17 protein-coding genes, 1 pseudogene and 1 riboswitch are annotated in these 16,417 nt (G+C 70.2%); of the genes and pseudogenes, 10 read left to right on the forward strand and 8 right to left on the reverse strand.

Features of this window, described 5'->3' with window-relative positions; translation table 11 throughout:
- Positions 1-42: 42 nt before the first annotated feature.
- On the reverse strand, positions 43-990 hold the full coding sequence (locus tag JK363_RS01290) for a glucosyl-3-phosphoglycerate synthase (protein ID WP_201870610.1): 948 nt from the start codon (positions 988-990) through the stop codon (positions 43-45).
- A 196-nt stretch (positions 991-1,186) separates the two neighbouring features.
- Positions 1,187-1,327, forward strand: a riboswitch (SAM riboswitch).
- A 17-nt stretch (positions 1,328-1,344) separates the two neighbouring features.
- Here JK363_RS01290 and thrC point away from each other — a divergent pair.
- The 4 genes from thrC (at position 1,345) to groL (ending at position 5,625) form a co-directional block, all read left to right on the forward strand.
- Positions 1,345-2,661 (forward strand): threonine synthase, encoded by a 1,317-nt coding sequence (gene thrC / locus JK363_RS01295; RefSeq protein WP_201870611.1) that lies wholly within the window; start codon positions 1,345-1,347, stop codon positions 2,659-2,661.
- Positions 2,658-2,936, forward strand: coding sequence for a MoaD/ThiS family protein (locus JK363_RS01300; protein ID WP_201870612.1), 279 nt, complete (start codon positions 2,658-2,660; stop codon positions 2,934-2,936). Before thrC ends, JK363_RS01300 begins: the two co-directional genes overlap by 4 nt.
- A gap of 408 nt (positions 2,937-3,344) precedes the next feature.
- Complete coding sequence (locus tag JK363_RS01305) at positions 3,345-3,551, forward strand: cold-shock protein (protein ID WP_009716982.1); 207 nt, start codon at positions 3,345-3,347, stop codon at positions 3,549-3,551.
- Between the two features lie 448 nt (positions 3,552-3,999).
- A complete protein-coding gene (gene groL, locus JK363_RS01310) occupies positions 4,000-5,625 on the forward strand; it encodes a chaperonin GroEL (RefSeq protein WP_201870613.1) in 1,626 nt (541 codons plus the stop codon).
- 264 nt (positions 5,626-5,889) lie between these two features.
- On the opposite strand, the gene murQ is transcribed toward groL, so the two are convergent.
- Positions 5,890-6,846 carry an N-acetylmuramic acid 6-phosphate etherase gene (gene murQ, locus JK363_RS01315; protein WP_201870614.1) on the reverse strand — a complete coding sequence of 319 codons (957 nt, stop codon included), beginning with the start codon at positions 6,844-6,846 and terminating at the stop codon, positions 5,890-5,892.
- A 40-nt stretch (positions 6,847-6,886) separates the two neighbouring features.
- Positions 6,887-7,816, reverse strand: coding sequence for a MurR/RpiR family transcriptional regulator (locus JK363_RS01320; RefSeq protein WP_201870615.1), 930 nt, complete (start codon positions 7,814-7,816; stop codon positions 6,887-6,889).
- Positions 7,817-7,950: 134 nt separating this feature from the next.
- On the opposite strand from JK363_RS01320, the gene JK363_RS01325 reads away from it, so the two are divergent.
- Complete coding sequence (locus JK363_RS01325; protein WP_201870616.1) at positions 7,951-8,307, forward strand: DUF8819 family protein; 357 nt, start codon at positions 7,951-7,953, stop codon at positions 8,305-8,307.
- Positions 8,307-8,582, forward strand: coding sequence for a DUF4031 domain-containing protein (locus tag JK363_RS01330; RefSeq protein WP_201870617.1), 276 nt, complete (start codon positions 8,307-8,309; stop codon positions 8,580-8,582). Before JK363_RS01325 ends, JK363_RS01330 begins: the two co-directional genes overlap by 1 nt.
- A gap of 151 nt (positions 8,583-8,733) precedes the next feature.
- Here the strand turns inward: JK363_RS01330 and JK363_RS01335 are convergent, their stop codons facing one another.
- The 3 genes and pseudogenes from JK363_RS01335 to JK363_RS01345 all read right to left on the reverse strand — a co-directional run bounded on the left by JK363_RS01335 (position 8,734) and on the right by JK363_RS01345 (position 10,696).
- Positions 8,734-9,954 carry a Cmx/CmrA family chloramphenicol efflux MFS transporter gene (locus JK363_RS01335; RefSeq protein ID WP_201870900.1) on the reverse strand — a complete coding sequence of 407 codons (1,221 nt, stop codon included), beginning with the start codon at positions 9,952-9,954 and terminating at the stop codon, positions 8,734-8,736.
- 89 nt (positions 9,955-10,043) lie between these two features.
- A pseudogene (locus JK363_RS01340) lies at positions 10,044-10,250 on the reverse strand (XRE family transcriptional regulator); the annotation flags it as partial.
- A 131-nt stretch (positions 10,251-10,381) separates the two neighbouring features.
- On the reverse strand, positions 10,382-10,696 hold the full coding sequence (locus tag JK363_RS01345; RefSeq protein WP_372444688.1) for a hypothetical protein: 315 nt from the start codon (positions 10,694-10,696) through the stop codon (positions 10,382-10,384).
- A gap of 226 nt (positions 10,697-10,922) precedes the next feature.
- On the opposite strand from JK363_RS01345, the gene JK363_RS01350 reads away from it, so the two are divergent.
- Positions 10,923-11,753 (forward strand): helix-turn-helix domain-containing protein, encoded by an 831-nt coding sequence (locus JK363_RS01350; protein WP_201870618.1) that lies wholly within the window; start codon positions 10,923-10,925, stop codon positions 11,751-11,753.
- Complete coding sequence (locus JK363_RS01355) at positions 11,750-11,974, forward strand: DUF397 domain-containing protein (RefSeq protein ID WP_201870619.1); 225 nt, start codon at positions 11,750-11,752, stop codon at positions 11,972-11,974. Before JK363_RS01350 ends, JK363_RS01355 begins: the two co-directional genes overlap by 4 nt.
- 131 nt (positions 11,975-12,105) lie before the next feature.
- On the opposite strand, the gene JK363_RS01360 is transcribed toward JK363_RS01355, so the two are convergent.
- Entirely contained in the window at positions 12,106-12,771 is a 666-nt protein-coding gene (locus tag JK363_RS01360) for an HD domain-containing protein (protein ID WP_201870620.1), read from the reverse strand.
- Between the two features lie 56 nt (positions 12,772-12,827).
- Between JK363_RS01360 and JK363_RS01365 the strand changes: the two genes are divergently transcribed.
- Entirely contained in the window at positions 12,828-13,556 is a 729-nt protein-coding gene (locus tag JK363_RS01365; RefSeq protein WP_201870621.1) for a copper homeostasis protein CutC, read from the forward strand.
- Between the two features lie 192 nt (positions 13,557-13,748).
- Here JK363_RS01365 and JK363_RS01370 read toward each other — a convergent pair whose 3' ends face one another.
- The gene (locus tag JK363_RS01370; RefSeq protein ID WP_201870622.1) at positions 13,749-15,872 is read right to left on the reverse strand and encodes a HelD family protein; all 2,124 of its coding nucleotides are present in this window, start codon (positions 15,870-15,872) and stop codon (positions 13,749-13,751) included.
- Positions 15,873-16,206: 334 nt separating this feature from the next.
- Here JK363_RS01370 and JK363_RS01375 point away from each other — a divergent pair, with 334 nt between their 5' ends.
- Positions 16,207-16,398 (forward strand): hypothetical protein, encoded by a 192-nt coding sequence (locus JK363_RS01375; RefSeq protein WP_201870623.1) that lies wholly within the window; start codon positions 16,207-16,209, stop codon positions 16,396-16,398.
- Positions 16,399-16,417 lie beyond the last annotated feature (19 nt).

Genomic DNA, 16,417 nt, shown 5'->3' on the forward strand with positions numbered 1-16,417 from the left:
GCGGACCAACGACCCCACCTCGCGGCACCTCCCGCGGAGCGCTTAGGCCGCCCGCCGCTCCGCGTACTCCGGGATCTCGATCATCGGCGGCCGCTCCTCGGTGTCCACGGCCGAGGTACGCGGCTCGAAGCCGTTCTCGCCCCGGTCGAACTGGGTCAGCCGAGGCCGCACCAGATGGCCGCGGGCCAGCCGCAGCTGCGCCGTGCGGTAGATGGCCGCGGCCATCCGGCCCAGCGCCTGCCCGTCCTGGTGGCGGTGTTTGCGCACCCCGATGTCCACCTGGGCCAGCGCGTCGAGGCCGACCGTGTGCAGCGAGTCCACCAGCAGCCCCAGCTCCACCCCGTACCCCACGGGGAACGGCAGCCGCTCCAGCAGCGAGCGCCGCGCCGCGTACTCCCCGCCCAGCGGCTGTACGAATCCGGCCAGCAGCGGCCAGTGCAGATTCAGCAGCGGACGCGCGACCAGCTCGGTGACCCGGCCGCCCTGTCCGGCCGCGTCGCCCAGCGGCCGGTCGTACATCCCCTTGACCAACTGCACCTCCGGGTCGGTCAGCAGCGGACCGACGATCCCGGAGACGAAGCGCGCTTCGAACTCCCGCAGATCGGCGTCGATGAAGCAGACGATCTCGCCGCTGGTGGCCAGCAGGGAACGCCACAGCACCTCGCCCTTGCCCGGCAGTGCGGGCAGCCGCGGCAGCAGCGAGTCGCGGTGGATCACCGTCGCACCGGCCGCCGCGGCGACCTCCGCGGTGCGGTCGGTGGAGCCGGAGTCCAGCACGACCAGCTCGTCGACGAGCGGCGCCGCCCCGTCCATCAGCTCACGGCGGATCACCGCGGCGATCTCCCCGACCGTCGACTCCTCGTTCAGCGCGGGCAGCACCACGCTCACCGCGCTGCCCGTGGCATGCTTGGCGGCCAGCAGGCGGTCCAGCGGACGGTCGTCGGCCGACCAGGAGCGGCGGTCCAGCCAGCGCTCCACCTCATCCAGCACCTGTCTGTCTCCCTGCTGCTGTGATCACTTGTGATCCCCGCTGTGATCCATCTCGCGCTTCGGACGGCTGTCTCAACCCTCCGGGCCTTCGGTTACAGTCTTGAACAACGCGCATGACCGTCATATGTCGGGGTCGACCCGGCTGTATGGCGCCCATCGCGCGGACAAACGCCCGGGCCCGAGCCCGGTGCCATACCGCTCATCCAGAGGGGCAGAGGGAACGGCCCGTTGAAGCCCCGGCAACCCTCCAGCTGGTCTCGTTCTCGTAGCGAGGCTCCCAGCTAGGGAAGGTGCCAATTCCGGCTCGTGGCGAAATGCGTCCCGAGGAAGATGAGGAGAAAGGGCCTCGCCTCCATGGCTGTGCAATCCGTCGAAAGCTCAACCACTTCCCCCGCCGCTTCCCCGGCGTCCACGTCGCCCACGCCCTCCTTCGGCCCCGCCGTCGCGCTGTCCTGTCGCGAATGCGGTGAGCGCTTCGACCTCGGCCCGATCTTCGCGTGTACGGCGTGCTTCGGCCCCCTCGAAATCGCGTATGAACTGCCGACCGGCGACCCGGAGGGCCTGCGCCGGCGGATCGAGGCCGGTCCGAACAACATCTGGCGCTATGCCCCGCTCCTTCCCGTCCCGGCGGACGTGGCGGACACACCCAGCCTGAATCCAGGGTTCACCAAGCTGGTCAAGGCCGACAACCTCGCCCGTGAACTCGGTGTCACCGGTGAGCTGCACATCAAGGACGACTCCGGCAACCCGACCCACTCCTTCAAGGACCGGGTCGTCGCCATCGCCGTCCAGGCCGCCCGCACCTTCGGCTTCACCACCCTGTCCTGCTCCTCCACCGGCAACCTCGCGGGCGCGGTCGGCGCCGCGGCCGCCCGCGCGGGCTTCCGCTCCTGCGTCTTCATCCCGCACGACCTGGAGGCGGGCAAGGTCGTCATGGCCGCCGTCTACGGCGGTGACCTGGTCGGTATCGAGGGCACCTACGACGACGTCAACCGCTTTTGCAGCGAGCTGATCGGCGATCCGGCGGGCGAGGGCTGGGGCTTCGTCAACGTCAATCTGCGGCCGTACTACGGCGAGGGCTCCAAGACCCTGGCCTACGAGATCTGCGAGCAGCTCGGCTGGCGGCTCCCGGACCAGATCGTCATCCCGATCGCCTCGGGCTCCCAGCTCACCAAGATCGACAAGGGGCTCAAGGAGCTGATCCAGCTCGGCCTGGTCGAGGACCGGCCCTACAAGATCTTCGGCGCCCAGGCCGAGGGCTGCTCCCCGGTCTCCGCCGCCTTCAAGGCCGGTCATGACGTGGTGCGTCCGCAGAAGCCGAACACCATCGCCAAGTCGCTGGCCATCGGCAACCCGGCGGACGGCCCGTATGTCCTGGACATCGCGCGCCGCACCGGCGGGGCCGTGGAGGATGTCACCGACGAGCAGGTCGTCGACGCCATCAAGCTGCTGGCCCGCACCGAGGGGATCTTCGCGGAGACCGCGGGCGGGGTCACCGTCGGCGTGACCAAGAAGCTGATCGAGGACGGGCTCCTCGACCCGGCCCTGACGACCGTCGTCCTCAACACCGGCGACGGCCTCAAGACCCTCGACGCGGTAGCCCCCACCACGGGCCCCTCCGCCACCATCCGCCCCACCCTTGACTCGTTCCGAGAGGCTGGACTCGTATGAGCGTCAATGTCCGAATTCCGACCATCCTCCGCACCTACACCGGCGGTCAGGCCGAGGTGAGCGCCGAGGGCGCGACCCTCGCCGAGGTTCTGGCGGACCTGGAGAAGAACCACCAGGGCATCTCCGCGCGGGTCCTGGACGACACCGGCAAGCTGCGCCGCTTCGTGAACGTCTACGTCAACGACGACGATGTGCGTTTCGCGGACGGCCTGGCCACGGCCACTCCGGACGGCGCCGGGGTCTCGATCATCCCGGCGGTCGCGGGCGGCTGCTGACCCCTGATCACCTTTTCACTATCGGAATCACCCCGTCCGGAGAAAAGCGGACGGGGTGATTCCGTGTGTGGAATCGCGATACAGTTGGCCTGATTCCGAACTGGCCGAAGGCTGGAACCGCATACGGAACCCGTCAAGTTGTGCGCGAAATGTGAGCATGATTTGTCGGGTTGGTGCCCTATGTCCGGCCCGAGTTGTCCCCCCTTCGTGAGAATCCTTCACTTTTGGCCCATCGGCCGCGCCCAGAATTCTCGTCCGATTGACCTGTTGCACAGGGCGTTGGGACGGATACATTCAGCGGCGGTCGACGCGTTCCGGCGCACACCCTCCTGACCGGGGGGTGAGGTCTGACCCGGGTCCGCGGAGTGCGGTCCTGCGCAAAAAGGGCCAGCAATAGGGGAGTTAGGAATGGCTCAGGGCACCGTCAAGTGGTTCAACGCGGAGAAGGGGTACGGCTTCATCGCGGTCGACGGTGGTGCGGACGTGTTCGTCCACTACAGCGCGATCCAGATGGACGGCTACCGCACCCTCGAGGAAGGCCAGCGGGTGGAGTTCGAGATCTCGCAGGGTCAGAAGGGCCCGCAGGCCGACATGGTCCGCGTGGCCGTTGGCTGACGCGCCGACGCGACGCAGCTGACTGAAGTGTCAGAGGGCCCGCACCCCGACGGGGGTGCGGGCCCTCTGGCGTTGGCGCCCGCCCGTCACCCGACCACCACCCCCCATGGATGCCCTTCGGGCGCTTGCGCCCACCCGTCACCCGACCACCACCCCTCATCGACGCCCTACGGGTGCTTGCGCCCACCCGTCACCCGACCACCACCCCCCATGGATGCCCTTCGGGCGCTTGCACTCTCATGGGGCGAGTGCTAATCATTGCGTTAGCACTCTCCGAGTGAGAGTGACAGAAGGACCGGGTCGGTGAGGCCCGCCAATGCTGTACGGGGCAAGGAACCGCACGGCAGGCAGGCCGTCCGTCGCGGGCGCCAGCGCGGTCCGGAGCAATCCGCCCCCACGGCCTAACGGCCTGGGAGGTACCCCCTAAGTCTTGGGAGGACCACTTCACATGGCCAAGATCATCGCGTTCGACGAGGAGGCGCGGCGCGGCCTCGAGCGCGGGATGAACCAGCTCGCCGACGCCGTCAAGGTCACCCTCGGCCCCAAGGGCCGTAACGTCGTCCTCGAGAAGAAGTGGGGCGCCCCCACGATCACCAACGATGGTGTATCCATCGCCAAGGAGATCGAGCTCGAGGACGCGTACGAGAAGATCGGCGCCGAGCTGGTCAAGGAGGTCGCGAAGAAGACGGACGACGTCGCCGGTGACGGCACGACGACCGCGACCGTCCTCGCCCAGGCGCTGGTCAAGGAGGGCCTCCGCAACGTCGCCGCGGGCGCCAACCCGATGGCCCTCAAGCGCGGCATCGAGAAGGCCGTCGAGGCCGTCTCCGCCCAGCTGCTCGAGCAGGCCAAGGACGTGGAGACCAAGGAGCAGATCGCCTCCACCGCCTCCATCTCCGCCGCAGACACCCAGATCGGTGAGCTCATCGCCGAGGCGATGGACAAGGTCGGCAAGGAAGGCGTCATCACCGTCGAGGAGTCGCAGACCTTCGGGCTCGAGCTCGAGCTCACCGAGGGCATGCGCTTCGACAAGGGCTACATCTCCCCGTACTTCGCGACGGACATGGAGCGTATGGAGGCGTCGCTCGACGACCCGTACATCCTGATCGTCAACTCGAAGATCAGCAGCGTGAAGGACCTCCTCCCGCTGCTCGAGAAGGTCATGCAGTCCGGCAAGCCGCTGCTGATCATCGCCGAGGACATCGAGGGCGAGGCCCTGGCGACCCTGGTCGTCAACAAGATCCGTGGCACCTTCAAGTCCGTCGCCGTCAAGGCCCCGGGCTTCGGTGACCGCCGCAAGGCCATGCTCGGTGACATCGCCATCCTCACCGGTGGCACCGTCATCTCCGAGGAGGTCGGCCTCAAGCTGGAGAACGCGGGCATCGACCTGCTCGGCCGCGCCCGCAAGATCACGGTCACCAAGGACGAGACCACGATCGTGGACGGCGCCGGCGACACCGAGCAGGTGCAGGGCCGCGTCAACCAGATCCGCGCCGAGATCGAGTCCTCGGACTCGGACTACGACCGCGAGAAGCTCCAGGAGCGCCTGGCGAAGCTGGCCGGCGGCGTGGCCGTCATCAAGGCCGGTGCCGCGACCGAGGTCGAGCTCAAGGAGCGCAAGCACCGCATCGAGGACGCGGTGCGCAACGCCAAGGCCGCCGTCGAGGAGGGCATCGTCGCCGGTGGTGGCGTGGCCCTGCTCCAGACCGTGTCGGTCTTCGAGAAGCTGGAGCTCGAGGGCGACGAGGCCACCGGTGCCCAGGCCGTCCGCCTGGCGCTCGAGGCCCCGCTGAAGCAGATCGCGGTCAACGCCGGTCTCGAGGGCGGCGTCGTGGTGGAGAAGGTGCGCAACCTGACCCCGGGCCACGGTCTCAACGCGGCCACCGGCGAGTACGTGGACCTCATCGCCGAGGGCATCATCGACCCGGCCAAGGTCACGCGCTCCGCGCTTCAGAACGCCGCGTCGATCGCCGCGCTGTTCCTGACCACCGAGGCCGTCATCGCCGACAAGCCGGAGAAGGCCGCCGCGGCGGGCGCTCCGGGCGGTATGCCGGGCGGTGACATGGACTTCTGATCGACGTCTTCGTCGGTCGAACCGTCCTGAGTACGTCGGGGCGGCACCCTCTCCCAGGGGTGCCGCCCCGACGGCGTTTCTCCGGTCCGTTGGCCTGGCCCGACGGGCAAGGCCGAAGCGGACTCGCTGACGTCCGGTGCGCTTCGGGTGCGCCCCGAGGGGGCGCGGGGCTGTGTCGATGTGCGGCTCCGCCGCATGGGCGTGGCCGGCCACGACGCCGCCGCGGACGAATGACGGCACCTCGCGGCACTTCCCGCGGAGCACTCAGCGCGCCCGGGCTGCCTCCAGAGCCGCGCGCAGATGGCCGCCCGCCTCGCCGAGCAGCTTCTCGGCGGTCGGCGCGTCCACCTCACCCAGGATGGTGAGGATGGCGTTCTTGGTCTCGCCGTCCGTGGCCGCGAGCGCGCTCTCGATGCGTTCGTCCGGGGCGCCGGTGGCCAGCGAGACGATCCGGCGCGAGCGTGCGCGCAGCTTCTCGTTGGAAGCGCGCACATCGACCATCAGATTCCCGAAGGTCTTGCCCAGCCGGATCATGGTGATCGTCGAGATCATGTTGAGCACCAGCTTCTGGGCGGTGCCCGACTTCAGCCGGGTCGAGCCGGTGACCAGCTCCGGCCCCACCACGATCTCGATGCCGTGGTCGGCCGCCGCGGCGAGCGCCGAGCCCGCGTTGCAGGACAGCCCGACGGTGAGCGCGCCCTTGGCGCGGGCGTGCTCGACCGCGCCGACGGCGTACGGGGTGCGGCCGGAGGCCGAGATGCCGACGACCGTGTCGGCCTCGCCCACCCCGAGCCGGTCGAGGTCCCCGGCGGCCAGCTCCTTGCTGTCCTCCGCTCCCTCGGCGGAGGTCACCATGGCCTCCGGCCCGCCCGCGAGCACACCGAGGACCTGCCCCGGCGGGGTGTTGAAGGTGGGCGGGCATTCACTCGCGTCGAGCACCCCGAGCCGCCCCGCGGTGCCCGCGCCCGCGTACAGCAACCGGCCACCGCGGGACATCCGGGCCGCGATGTCGTCGATGGCGGCGGCGATCTTGGGGAGCTGGGCGGCGACGGCGGTGGGGACGGCGGCGTCCTCCCCGTTCATGATCCGGGCGATCTCCAGCGTCTTGAGCCGGTCGATCTCGGCGAGTTCGGGACGGAACGCCTCGGTGGTGAGGGTGTCCAGCTGGGCCCGGAGCTGTGCCGGGCCCTGGCCCTGGCTCTGGTCGGCGGCGGAAGTCATGCGAAGCGGCTCTTTCCGTGCGGGCTGTGGTCAGCGGTGGTCAGCGGTGGCCGGGGCGCGGGTCGTGCCGGTGGGCGAGCGCCTCGTACGAGGCGGACAGCGCGGGCGCCGCGGACTCGTACGTACGCTGTGCGACCCCGATGAACAGGCAGTCCACCACCAGCAGCTGACTGGTCCGGCTGGCCATGGCCGCCGGGCGCAGCTCGCTCTCGCGGGCGGTGGAGGTGGTGAGGACGAAGTCCGCGTAACTCGCCACCTCGCCGTCCGGCCGTCCGGTGATCGCGACGGTGGTCGCCCCGCGTTCGAAGGCGACCCGCAGCGGTTCGATGACGTCCGTGGTGCGGCCCGAGTGGGTGATCGCGATGGCCACGTCGCCCGAGTGGAGCTGCACGGCGTTGGTGACCGCGAGATGCGGATCGGCGTGGGCATGGGCTATCAGCCCGATGCGCAGGAGTTTCTGGACCAGGTCCTGGCCGACCAGGCTGGAAGCGCCCACACCGTAGACATCGATCCGGCGGGCGGTGGCGAGCGCCGAGACGGCCGCCTCCAGCTGGCTGGTGTCCAGTGCGGCGGCGGTGTCCGCCAGACACTGCTGCTCCTCCTGCGCCAGCTTGGTGATCACATCGGGGATCGGGTCGTCGACCGCGATGTCCGCCGTGACGGCCGGGGCCCGTCCGGCCGCCTGCTGCGCGGCCAGCGCGGCGAGGGCGAGGCGCAGATCGCGGTATCCGGGGTAGCCGAGCAGCCGGGAGGTGCGTACGACGGTGGCTTCGCTGGTACCCGTCCGCTCGGCGAGCGCGGTGACGGTGAGCGCGGCGCAACCGGCCGGATCACCGGCCACGGTCTCCGCGACGCGCTGCATGGATCGGGTCATGGAGGGAGCCAGCGTACGGACCTTCGCCGCGAGGGCGGCCGGTGCGGGAGCGGGGGCCTCGGACGGGGTGAAAGTTTCCTTCAGCTTACTGCTCACATCTGAAAAGTATTTCCGCTCCTGGTGTCCGTCAACCCTTCGACACCCTGCCGGCGCCCCGCGCCCCACCGGCGGAGTGTCTACGGAGGGTGATGGGAAGGCACCAGAATGAAGCAAAGGTGACAATGGGACCCATGAAGCTCGAACACGCACTGCACGCGGCGCGTGCGCTCGTCCTGGCCGATCTCGCAGCGGGAAATGTCGCCCAGGCGGACATCGTCTCGCTGGTCGAGGATGCGATCGCGCACCGGCGGTGGTGGGTCGAGCAGTGGCCGGAGGGTGCCGCGTATGTGGCCGGACTGGTCGCCCAGGACGTCCAGGACGCCCTGCTGGAGCGCTACGGCCGCTGGCCGCTGTGCCCCGTCTGCACCGAGGGCGGCGATCTCCACGCCCTCGACGTGGAGCCGGAGTTGGGCCCGGATCCACACTGGGTGTGCGGCAAGACGGCGGTCGCGGTGGCGCGCGTGGGTTCGCTCGGAACCACCCTCTGATGGCCGTACTGATCGACCCGCCGTCCTGGCCGGGCCATGGCCGGATGTGGTCGCACCTGGTCAGCGATGTCTCGTACGACGAGCTCCACGCGTTCGCGTCCCGGATCGGCGCGCCCCGCCGCGGTTTCGAACGGGACCACTACGACATCCCGAGCGAGCTCTACGAGGCGGCGGTCCGGGCCGGGGCCGAGGAGGTCGGCAGCAAGGAGCTGCTGCGACGGCTGACGGCGGCGGGTCTGCGCCGCCCGAAGCGGCGGCGCGCGGCGGGGGCGTAAGGGACGCCCCCGCGGCGGGCCCCCGTCACGACGGGGGGCGTCGGGGATGGGGGCGCGCCTGTGGTGAGAGGACGCACCCGTGGTGAGGACCTTGCCGGCAGGGGCACCTCGCCGGTGAGCGGACTCTCGTTGGCGGGAACGGCGCCGCGTATCAGTGCGTGGCGCGCGCGGACTCCGCGTCCCGCGCCGCGGTCGCCCCCATGACGACCCGGGAGCCGCTCTCCGCCTGGTGGATCCGGGAGGCGAGTGCGGTCGTCCCGATGGCGAGGGTGGCCATCACCGCACCGGTCCAGGCCACCGCCGGATAGCCCCAGCCCGCGCTGATCACGAGTCCGCCCAGCCACGGGCCGACCGTGTTGCCGATGTTGAAGGCGGCGGTCGTGGTCGCGCCCGCCAGCGTCGGGGCGGCGTTTGCCACGTTGAACATCCGGGCGTTGAGCGCGGGCGCGGTGAAGAAGGCGGTGAACCCCAGCAGCAGCGCGAGGGTCACGGCCGCGACGGGGTACCGCGCGGTGAGCGCCAGCACGGCCAGGACGGCGGCCGAGGCCGCTATGCCGACGTACATCGTGCCGAACAGATGGGCGTCCGCGATCCGCCCGCCGAGCGCCGTACCGATCAGCGCCCCCACCCCGAACAGCGCCAGCACCGTCGGCACCCAGCTCTCCGCGAGCCCGGCCACCTCCGTCAGCAGCGGTGCGAGGTACGAGAACAGGCAGAAGACGGCGCCGCCGTTGAGCGCGGTGCTGATCAGCGCGAGCCAGACCTGCCGGTCGCGGTAGATCCGCAGCTCGTTCCGCAGCCGGGGGGTGTCCTCACCGGTCGGCACCTCCGTACGGGGCACCAGCGCGACCACGCCCACCAGACCCAGCGCCGACAGCCCGGCCACCGCCCAGAACGCGGCGCGCCACCCGGCGTGCTGCCCGAGGAGAGCCCCCGCGGGCACCCCCGCGATGTTCGCGATGCTCAGGCCCCCGACCATCACCGCCATCGCCCGCGCCCGCGCGTTCACCGGCACCAGCGACACCGCGACCGCCGCGCCCACCGCCCAGAACCCGGCACACGCCAGCGCGCTCACCACCCGCGACGTGAACAGCACCCCGTACGACGGCGCCACCGCCCCCGCCACCTGGCCGAGCCCGAAGGCGGCGAGCAACGCGATCAGCGTGGTCCGCCGAGGCAACCGCAACGTGGCCGCCGCCAGCACCGGCGCCCCCACCACCATCCCGACCGCGAACGCGGACACCAGCAGCCCAGCCGTCGGAATCGACACCCCCATGTCCCGCGCCACGGGTTGCAGCAGCCCGGACAGCATGAACTCGGACGTCCCGAGCGCGAAGACGGACAGCCCGAGGACGTAGACGGCGACGGGCATGGGGGCGCGAGCGCTGACGTGCGAGGACATGCCGGGCACAACACGGCCTGGGGCTCGGGCATTCCATCCCCGAGCGGGTTTCCCGGCAGCTACCGTGTCCGCTCCGCCGGGACGGGTACGCCACCGGACCACAACTCTTCGGCGTGCTCCGCGAACCGCGAGAACATCCCGCCGTCCGCCTTCCGCCGGAGATGCATCAGCGGTGAGTCATGCCCGACGAGCCGAGCCAGGTGCGGGGTCACGAGCGACTGGTCATCGAAGCGGAAGACGGACAGCGAGATGTGATTCACCGCGTCGGCACCGCCGAACTCCGCTTGACGCCTGTCTCGGCTGAACACCTGCACACCGCCCTGTGCTACGCACTCAATGGCCAGCCGCCACCCGCTGAGGCTCCGGAGTGCCGTCGGCCGGTCCGCTACCCGGGTTGTCACTGAGGGGCCACGACGTCAGCAGGGATCTCAGGCGCGGAGCCAACGTCCCGGCGGTGGTCGTTGTCCAACTCATCGGTGTCGTTTTCGACGGGCGCAAGGAGCCGTCCACCCCTGCTCTCGGCGACCCGTAATGCGTCCGTCAGCGCCTCGACCAGTCGGCGGGCCAGGAAGCGAAGTTCTCCGACGCCTACCCTCTCATCGTCGAGCAGCGCCCTGGCGTGCCCGAGCAGTTGGGCGCCCATGTCGAGCTGAAGTGCCTCGATCTCGTCTGCCTTCAGGCTCAACCGGCTGTTGTCGTCGTCAGTCGACAAGTAGCAGGGCTTGCCCTCTGGGCTGGACCATGGCAGAAGGCGTAGGCCGTTCATGACATCAGCTCCACTCAGCTGTTCCCCGGAGACCCCGAATGGGCACCGTGTGTAGTCAATTGGTGACCAGGGCAACGCGACGGCCAATAGAATGAGACGCCTTGAACGACAGCGTGCAAGTCTGCGACCTGCTGCGACGCTGGCCGTGATCACATAGCGAGAGGTCACAGCGTTGGACGAGACGACCCCACCCGCTCACTTAAATCCGCTCCAGCGCTTCGGTCGTGACGTCAAGCAGGTGCGTCTCGCCCGCAAGCTCACGCAGAAGCGCCTGGGCCAGGCCGCCGGCTACTCGGAGGCGTACGTCAGCCGAGTGGAAGCCGGGAAGCTTCTGCCCAGACCGAGTGAGAAGTTCGCCAAGGGCTGCGACACCGCTTTCGGCACGGGGCAGTTGTTCGCGGATATGCTCCGGAGGATTGACGAGGGCGATCACCCCTCGTGGTTCACCCCGTATCTCAACCTGGAGCGCAAGGCGTCGCGGGTACTGGACTACTCGGCGAACCTCGTGATCGGCATCCTTCAGACGAAGGACTACGCAGGGGCCATCTTCCGCGCGTACTTCTCGCAGGAAGAAGCCGAGGTGATCGAGGGCAAGGTCGCAGCGCGTCTGAGTCGGCGTGACGTGTTCGAGATGGAGACTCCGCCGCTCCTGTGGGTCATCCTGAACGAGGCCTGCCTGCGAACAGTGGTTGGCGGTGCCGACGTCATGAGCGGGCAACTTGAGTACCTGTTGACGGCTGCCGCGTCACTCCACATCACGCTTCAAGTCCTGCCGTTCTCCGCAGGTGCTCCAGCCGCTTCCACGAAGCCCTTCACCTTGCTGCGCTTCCCGGACTCGCCCACGGTGCTGTACACGGAGACCCGGGTAGGAGGGAGAATGCACGACTCTCCTCGGACGGTCGCCTCAGCCCTGGATGACTATGATCTGCTCAGGGCGCATGCGCTGTCCCCGGATCGATCACTGACCCTGATCAAGACCCTGGCGAAGGAGTACCGCGCATGAGTGCTGACTTGGATCTCACCGCTGCCGAGTGGAGCAAGTCCTCGTACAGCGACGCCAACGGCGGCCAATGCGTCGAGTTCTCCCGCACCTTCGCCCAGACCCACGGCACCGTCCCGGTCCGCGACTCCAAGTCCCCGCACGGCCCAGCGCTGATCCTCTCGGCACAGGGCTGGTCGTCGTTCGTCTCCGCCGTCATACGCGGCGAGTTCCCTGTCGCCTGACCCTGCTGCTCTTACCCGAACCAGCCCTCGGCTTCGCGCGTCATGCCGATTCGTGTGGCGAACAGGGCCACTTTGTGAAAGGTGGTCCGGTGTCGCATGGCGACGGAGGCTAGAGCGGGGAGGGGGCAAACCTACGCCTCCAACAGCTCCAGCTCCGTCGCCATGTTGCGCCGGGCCGTCTCCTCCCAGCGGTCGTGGGCGACCGTGGTACGGAACAGCCGGGGCAGGCCCAGCAGATGGCGCAGCACATTGGCCCGGCCCTCGCGGAAGGTGTCGTCGGGGACGAAGCCGTACTCCTCCCGCACCGCGGCAGCGTAGGCGCCGTACTCCTCGGGGGAGCCCGCCAGCACGGCCAGATCGGCGTCGCAGAGGACTTCGGCGTTGGTGTCGCCGGTGGCCGGATCGTGGTCGGTGGTGAGGCGGACCAAACGGGCCACCTCCTCGGTACGGGCCTCGGAGACGCCCGCTTCCGGAAGCGCCCGCTCGGCCACTCGCGCGCTGCGGTCCTCGTTCGTCGAGCGCTCGGGCAGATAGACCGCGTCGTGGAACCAGGCCGCGAGGCGGATCGCGTCGGGGTCGGGGGCCGCGACTTGGGCCAGCAGCTCGTCGATCCGGTCCAGCACCGCGATCAGGTGGTCCGTCGTGTGGTAGCGGCGCTGGGGTTCGGCCCAGCGGGCGAGCAGGTCTTCGCCGTACGGGGCCGCAGCGGGCTCGGTGACCTCGCGGGCGCTGGTGAGCAGGGTCGTCCAGCGGGCGAGCAGGGTGTCATGGGCGGGGTGGCGCGCAGGGGCGGACATGAGCCAATTGTGGGGTACCGGTTTCGTCCCGGGTGGGGTGTGGCAAGCTGAAGAGCATGTCTAGACCAATTCTCGAGGTGATCGCGCTCCACCCTGCGGACGCGATCGCCGCACAGGCCGGTGGGGCGGACCGCCTCGAGCTGGTCACCGACATGGCCGCCGATGGGCTCACCCCTTCCCGTGAGACCTTCGCCGCCGTGCGGTCGGCCGTGGACATTCCGGTGCGGGTGATGCTCCGCGCCTCCGACGGCTTCGCCGCCGGGGACGCCGCCGCCCTCGACGCCCTCTGCGGGAGCGCCGCCGCCCTCCGCTCCGAGGGGGCCGATGAGTTCGTTCTCGGGTTCCTGACCGAGACCGGCGACGTTGATCTCGCCGCCGTCCGCGCTCTCGCCGACGTCATCGGTGCCGGGCCCGGCGTCGACGAGAGCCGTTGGACCTTCCACCGCGCCATCGACCGTGCCGCCGACCGCGACGCGCTCCGCAAGCAGCTCGCCGACCTCCCCGGTCTGGACACCTACCTCACCGCCGGGTCGGCCCTCGGCATCGACGACGGGCTGCCCACGCTCCTCGTCGAGGCAGCCCGTACCGGTCTGCCCGGCTACGAGCCGCACATCATGGCCGGTGGCGGACTGCACCTCGGCCATCTGCCCGCCCTCCGCACCGCGCGGATCGACGCTTTCCACATCGGCAGTGCCGCCCGCCCCGACGGATGGGACGGTCCCGTGGACGCCGCCGCCGTCAGCCAGTGGCGCAGCGCGCTGGACGTTCCCGTTCCGGTGGGTTGAACGGGCAGACGGCGACGGCGAGGAGGGGGCGGGGTCGGCAGGGGTGGGGGCCTGGACGCTCTCGTGCTATTTGTGGCGCCAATCTGGGGTTCAGCAGACTTCTCCGGGCACCGGCGCCGTAAATAGACGGTCCAGGCCCCGCCCCGGAGGCCCCGGCCCCGCACCCGCACCCAAACCGCTCCGCACCCACCCCTACCGCAACCGCTCCGGCAACCCCGCCCCATGCACCACCGTCAGCCCCGACACCGCCCGCGTCAGTGCCACGTACAGCCGCCGCAGCCCGGTCCGTTCGTCCGGTTCACCGTCAACGACCGCCGCCGGTTCGTCCAGTACCACGTAGTCGTACTCCAGGCCCTTCGCCAGCGTCGCCGGGACCAGGGTGAGCCGGGCCTCCGCGCTGGTCTCCTCGCCCGGTGCGAGATACGTCAGCCCCGCCGCGGCAAGCCGCTCCGCCAGCACCGGGATCCGGGCATCCGCGGCGACCAGACCGATCGAGCCCTCGTGCGTCAGCGCCTCCCGGCAGGCCGCCACGACCGCGTCGTCGAGCCCTGCCGGGTCCACCTGCCGCACGGCGAAGTCGCCCGCCGCCTCGCGGATGGAGGTGGCCTCGGTCAGGCCGGGGGCGATGTCCGGCAGCAGGCGGGAGGCGTACGCGATGACCTCGCGCGGCACCCGGAAGCCCTGGGTCAGCTCCTCCACCGCGGCCCCCGCCTTGCCCAGATGGGTCAGGGCCTCCTGCCAACTGGCCGTCGCCCAGGGGGTGGTGCCCTGGGCAAGGTCGCCGAGGATCGTGGCCGAGCCGGTGGTGCAGCGGCGGCCGACCGCGCGGTACTGCATGGGGGACAGGTCCTGCGCCTCGTCCAGGACCACATGGCCGAGGGAGTGGGTGCGTTCGATGAGATCGGCCGCCTCGTCGATCAACACCGTATCCGCCGCGCACCACTTCGCCGACTTCACACCGCGGGCGGGCTTGGCCCACAGCACGGCCTTCTGCTCATCGGCGTCGAGGATCCCGTCCGCGTGCTCGGCCAGGAAGTCGGCGTCGGAGAGTAGCCGCAGGACCAGCTTCGCCGGGTGGACGGCGGGCCAGATCGCCTTCACCGTCGCCTTGACCGCCGTGTTGCGGGCCACCGCGTCCTGGACCCGGTCGTCGGGCGCCTCGCCCCCCTGTTCCATGCGGACCAGCACCGCGTGGGCGATCCGCTGCGGCAGGGCGTCACGGGCCGCGCCGTAGCGGATATTGCGGGCGAGCAACTCCTCGACGATCTCCTCCAGTTCGTACGCGGGCACTCGCCAGCGGCGGGAGCCGCGCACCACCACACAGGGCTCGGCCGGGGTGGTCACATGCGACCGCAGCGCGCGGCGCAGCACCTCCGCCATCCGGGCGTCCCCCTTGAGGCGGGCCGCTTCGGCGGTGTCGGTGCCGCGCACCTCCACATGCGCGACCAGGTCATCCACGGTCGCCTGGGCGACCTGCAACTCACCAAGCGCCGGGAGGACTTGCTCGATGTAGTGGAGGAAGGAGCGGTTCGGGCCGATGACAAGGGTGCCGGAGCGGGCCAGTCGCTCACGGTGCGCGTAGAGCAGATACGCCACCCGGTGCAGGCCCACCGCCGTCTTCCCGGTGCCCGGCGCCCCCTGGACGCAGACGGTGCCACCGATTCCGGCGCGGACGATTTCGTCCTGCTCGGGCTGGATCGTCGCGACGATGTCCCGCATCGGCCCGACGCGCGGGCGCTCGATCTCGGCCTGGAGCAGGCTGCTGGAGTGCTCGGCCTCGGCCGGGTCGCTGAGGTGCTCGTCCTCGTAGGCGGTCAACTCGCCACCGGTGTAGCCGAAGCGGCGGCGCAGTGCGATGTCCATCGGCGCCTTCTTCGACGCCTGGTAGAAGGGCTGGGAGACGGGGGCGCGCCAGTCGATGACCATGGGGTCGCCGTCGGCGTCGTGCACATGCCGCCGCCCGATGTAGAACGTGTCCGATGAGCCGCCTCCCGCGGCGAGCCGCTCCTCCTCCGTCCCCTCCACCGCCTCCGCGCCTGGGGCGTGGAGATAGTTCAGACGGCCGAAGAAGAGCGCTGTGTCGGCGAGGTCGGCGAGCGCCTTGATGCGCTCCTCGACCTGGTGTTGCAGCGCTTCGGAGTTGACCCAGTTGGCGGTGACGTCGCGGAGGTCGAGGGCCTCGACGTCGGCGCGCATGGCGCGCAGGGCCGCGCGGGACGCGGCGAGGTGGGAGCGTTCCCGGGCGAGCGGGTCGGACGGGTCCGACGGGTCGGCCAGATCGGACGGGTCGGTCGGGTCAGGGGCGTGCGAGGGCACGGCGTAGCCTCCGGCGGGGTCCAGCAAAGCGAGTGAAGAAAGGTGCGACGAGCTCGAGATGCCGACCAGTTTCCGACCGGGCGGCGGCTCTCCCCATGATCGGGAGGCGGCAGACGCGCGATTGTAGCCAGGGCGGATCGCGGTCGCGAACGGTTTTTTGACGCGCCGGCCACCGCTTCGTGCACCCGCAGGTCATCCCGTGGCAGGGGTCCGCCTCAGGGTTGGACTCCTCCCCCCGTAGGGGGCTGCATGGCCCTGGGGTCGTACGTCGGTACGTGCCGATTACACCGGCAGGTCGATGCCGTGGTGCCTCCGGCGCAGCATGCTTGAAACCATGACCACCGCAGCCATCAGCACCACCGCAAGCACTGTCCAGGACGGCCCCGCGGCCGCCGCCACCCACCCCCGCCACCTGGTGGGCCAAGCCCTCCGCGCGGTACGGATCTTCGCGACCACGGCGTTCAGCGTCGCCGTGCTCGGCTCGTACGCGGACGACGCGCGGGGCGTGACGATACCCAGACACTGAGCACCGCCCAACAGCGCGC

This window comes from Streptomyces coffeae (assembly GCF_016741875.1).
Classification (GTDB): domain Bacteria; phylum Actinomycetota; class Actinomycetes; order Streptomycetales; family Streptomycetaceae; genus Streptomyces; species Streptomyces coffeae.

What these genes read in the sequence shown, in the direction of transcription:
- JK363_RS01355 (WP_201870619.1), top strand. Translation starts at nt 11,750, where the DNA reads ATGAGTGCTGACTTGGATCTCACCGCTGCCGAGTGGAGCAAGTCCTCG.
- JK363_RS01325 (WP_201870616.1), top strand. Translation starts at nt 7,951, where the DNA reads ATGAAGCTCGAACACGCACTGCACGCGGCGCGTGCGCTCGTCCTGGCC.
- JK363_RS01375 (WP_201870623.1), top strand. Translation starts at nt 16,207, where the DNA reads ATGACCACCGCAGCCATCAGCACCACCGCAAGCACTGTCCAGGACGGC.
- JK363_RS01365 (WP_201870621.1), top strand. Translation starts at nt 12,828, where the DNA reads ATGTCTAGACCAATTCTCGAGGTGATCGCGCTCCACCCTGCGGACGCG.
- JK363_RS01330 (WP_201870617.1), top strand. Translation starts at nt 8,307, where the DNA reads ATGGCCGTACTGATCGACCCGCCGTCCTGGCCGGGCCATGGCCGGATG.
- murQ (WP_201870614.1), bottom strand. Translation starts at nt 6,846, where the DNA reads ATGACTTCCGCCGCCGACCAGAGCCAGGGCCAGGGCCCGGCACAGCTC.
- JK363_RS01300 (WP_201870612.1), top strand. Translation starts at nt 2,658, where the DNA reads ATGAGCGTCAATGTCCGAATTCCGACCATCCTCCGCACCTACACCGGC.
- groL (WP_201870613.1), top strand. Translation starts at nt 4,000, where the DNA reads ATGGCCAAGATCATCGCGTTCGACGAGGAGGCGCGGCGCGGCCTCGAG.
- JK363_RS01305 (WP_009716982.1), top strand. Translation starts at nt 3,345, where the DNA reads ATGGCTCAGGGCACCGTCAAGTGGTTCAACGCGGAGAAGGGGTACGGC.
- JK363_RS01360 (WP_201870620.1), bottom strand. Translation starts at nt 12,771, where the DNA reads ATGTCCGCCCCTGCGCGCCACCCCGCCCATGACACCCTGCTCGCCCGC.
- thrC (WP_201870611.1), top strand. Translation starts at nt 1,345, where the DNA reads ATGGCTGTGCAATCCGTCGAAAGCTCAACCACTTCCCCCGCCGCTTCC.
- JK363_RS01335 (WP_201870900.1), bottom strand. Translation starts at nt 9,954, where the DNA reads ATGCCCGTCGCCGTCTACGTCCTCGGGCTGTCCGTCTTCGCGCTCGGG.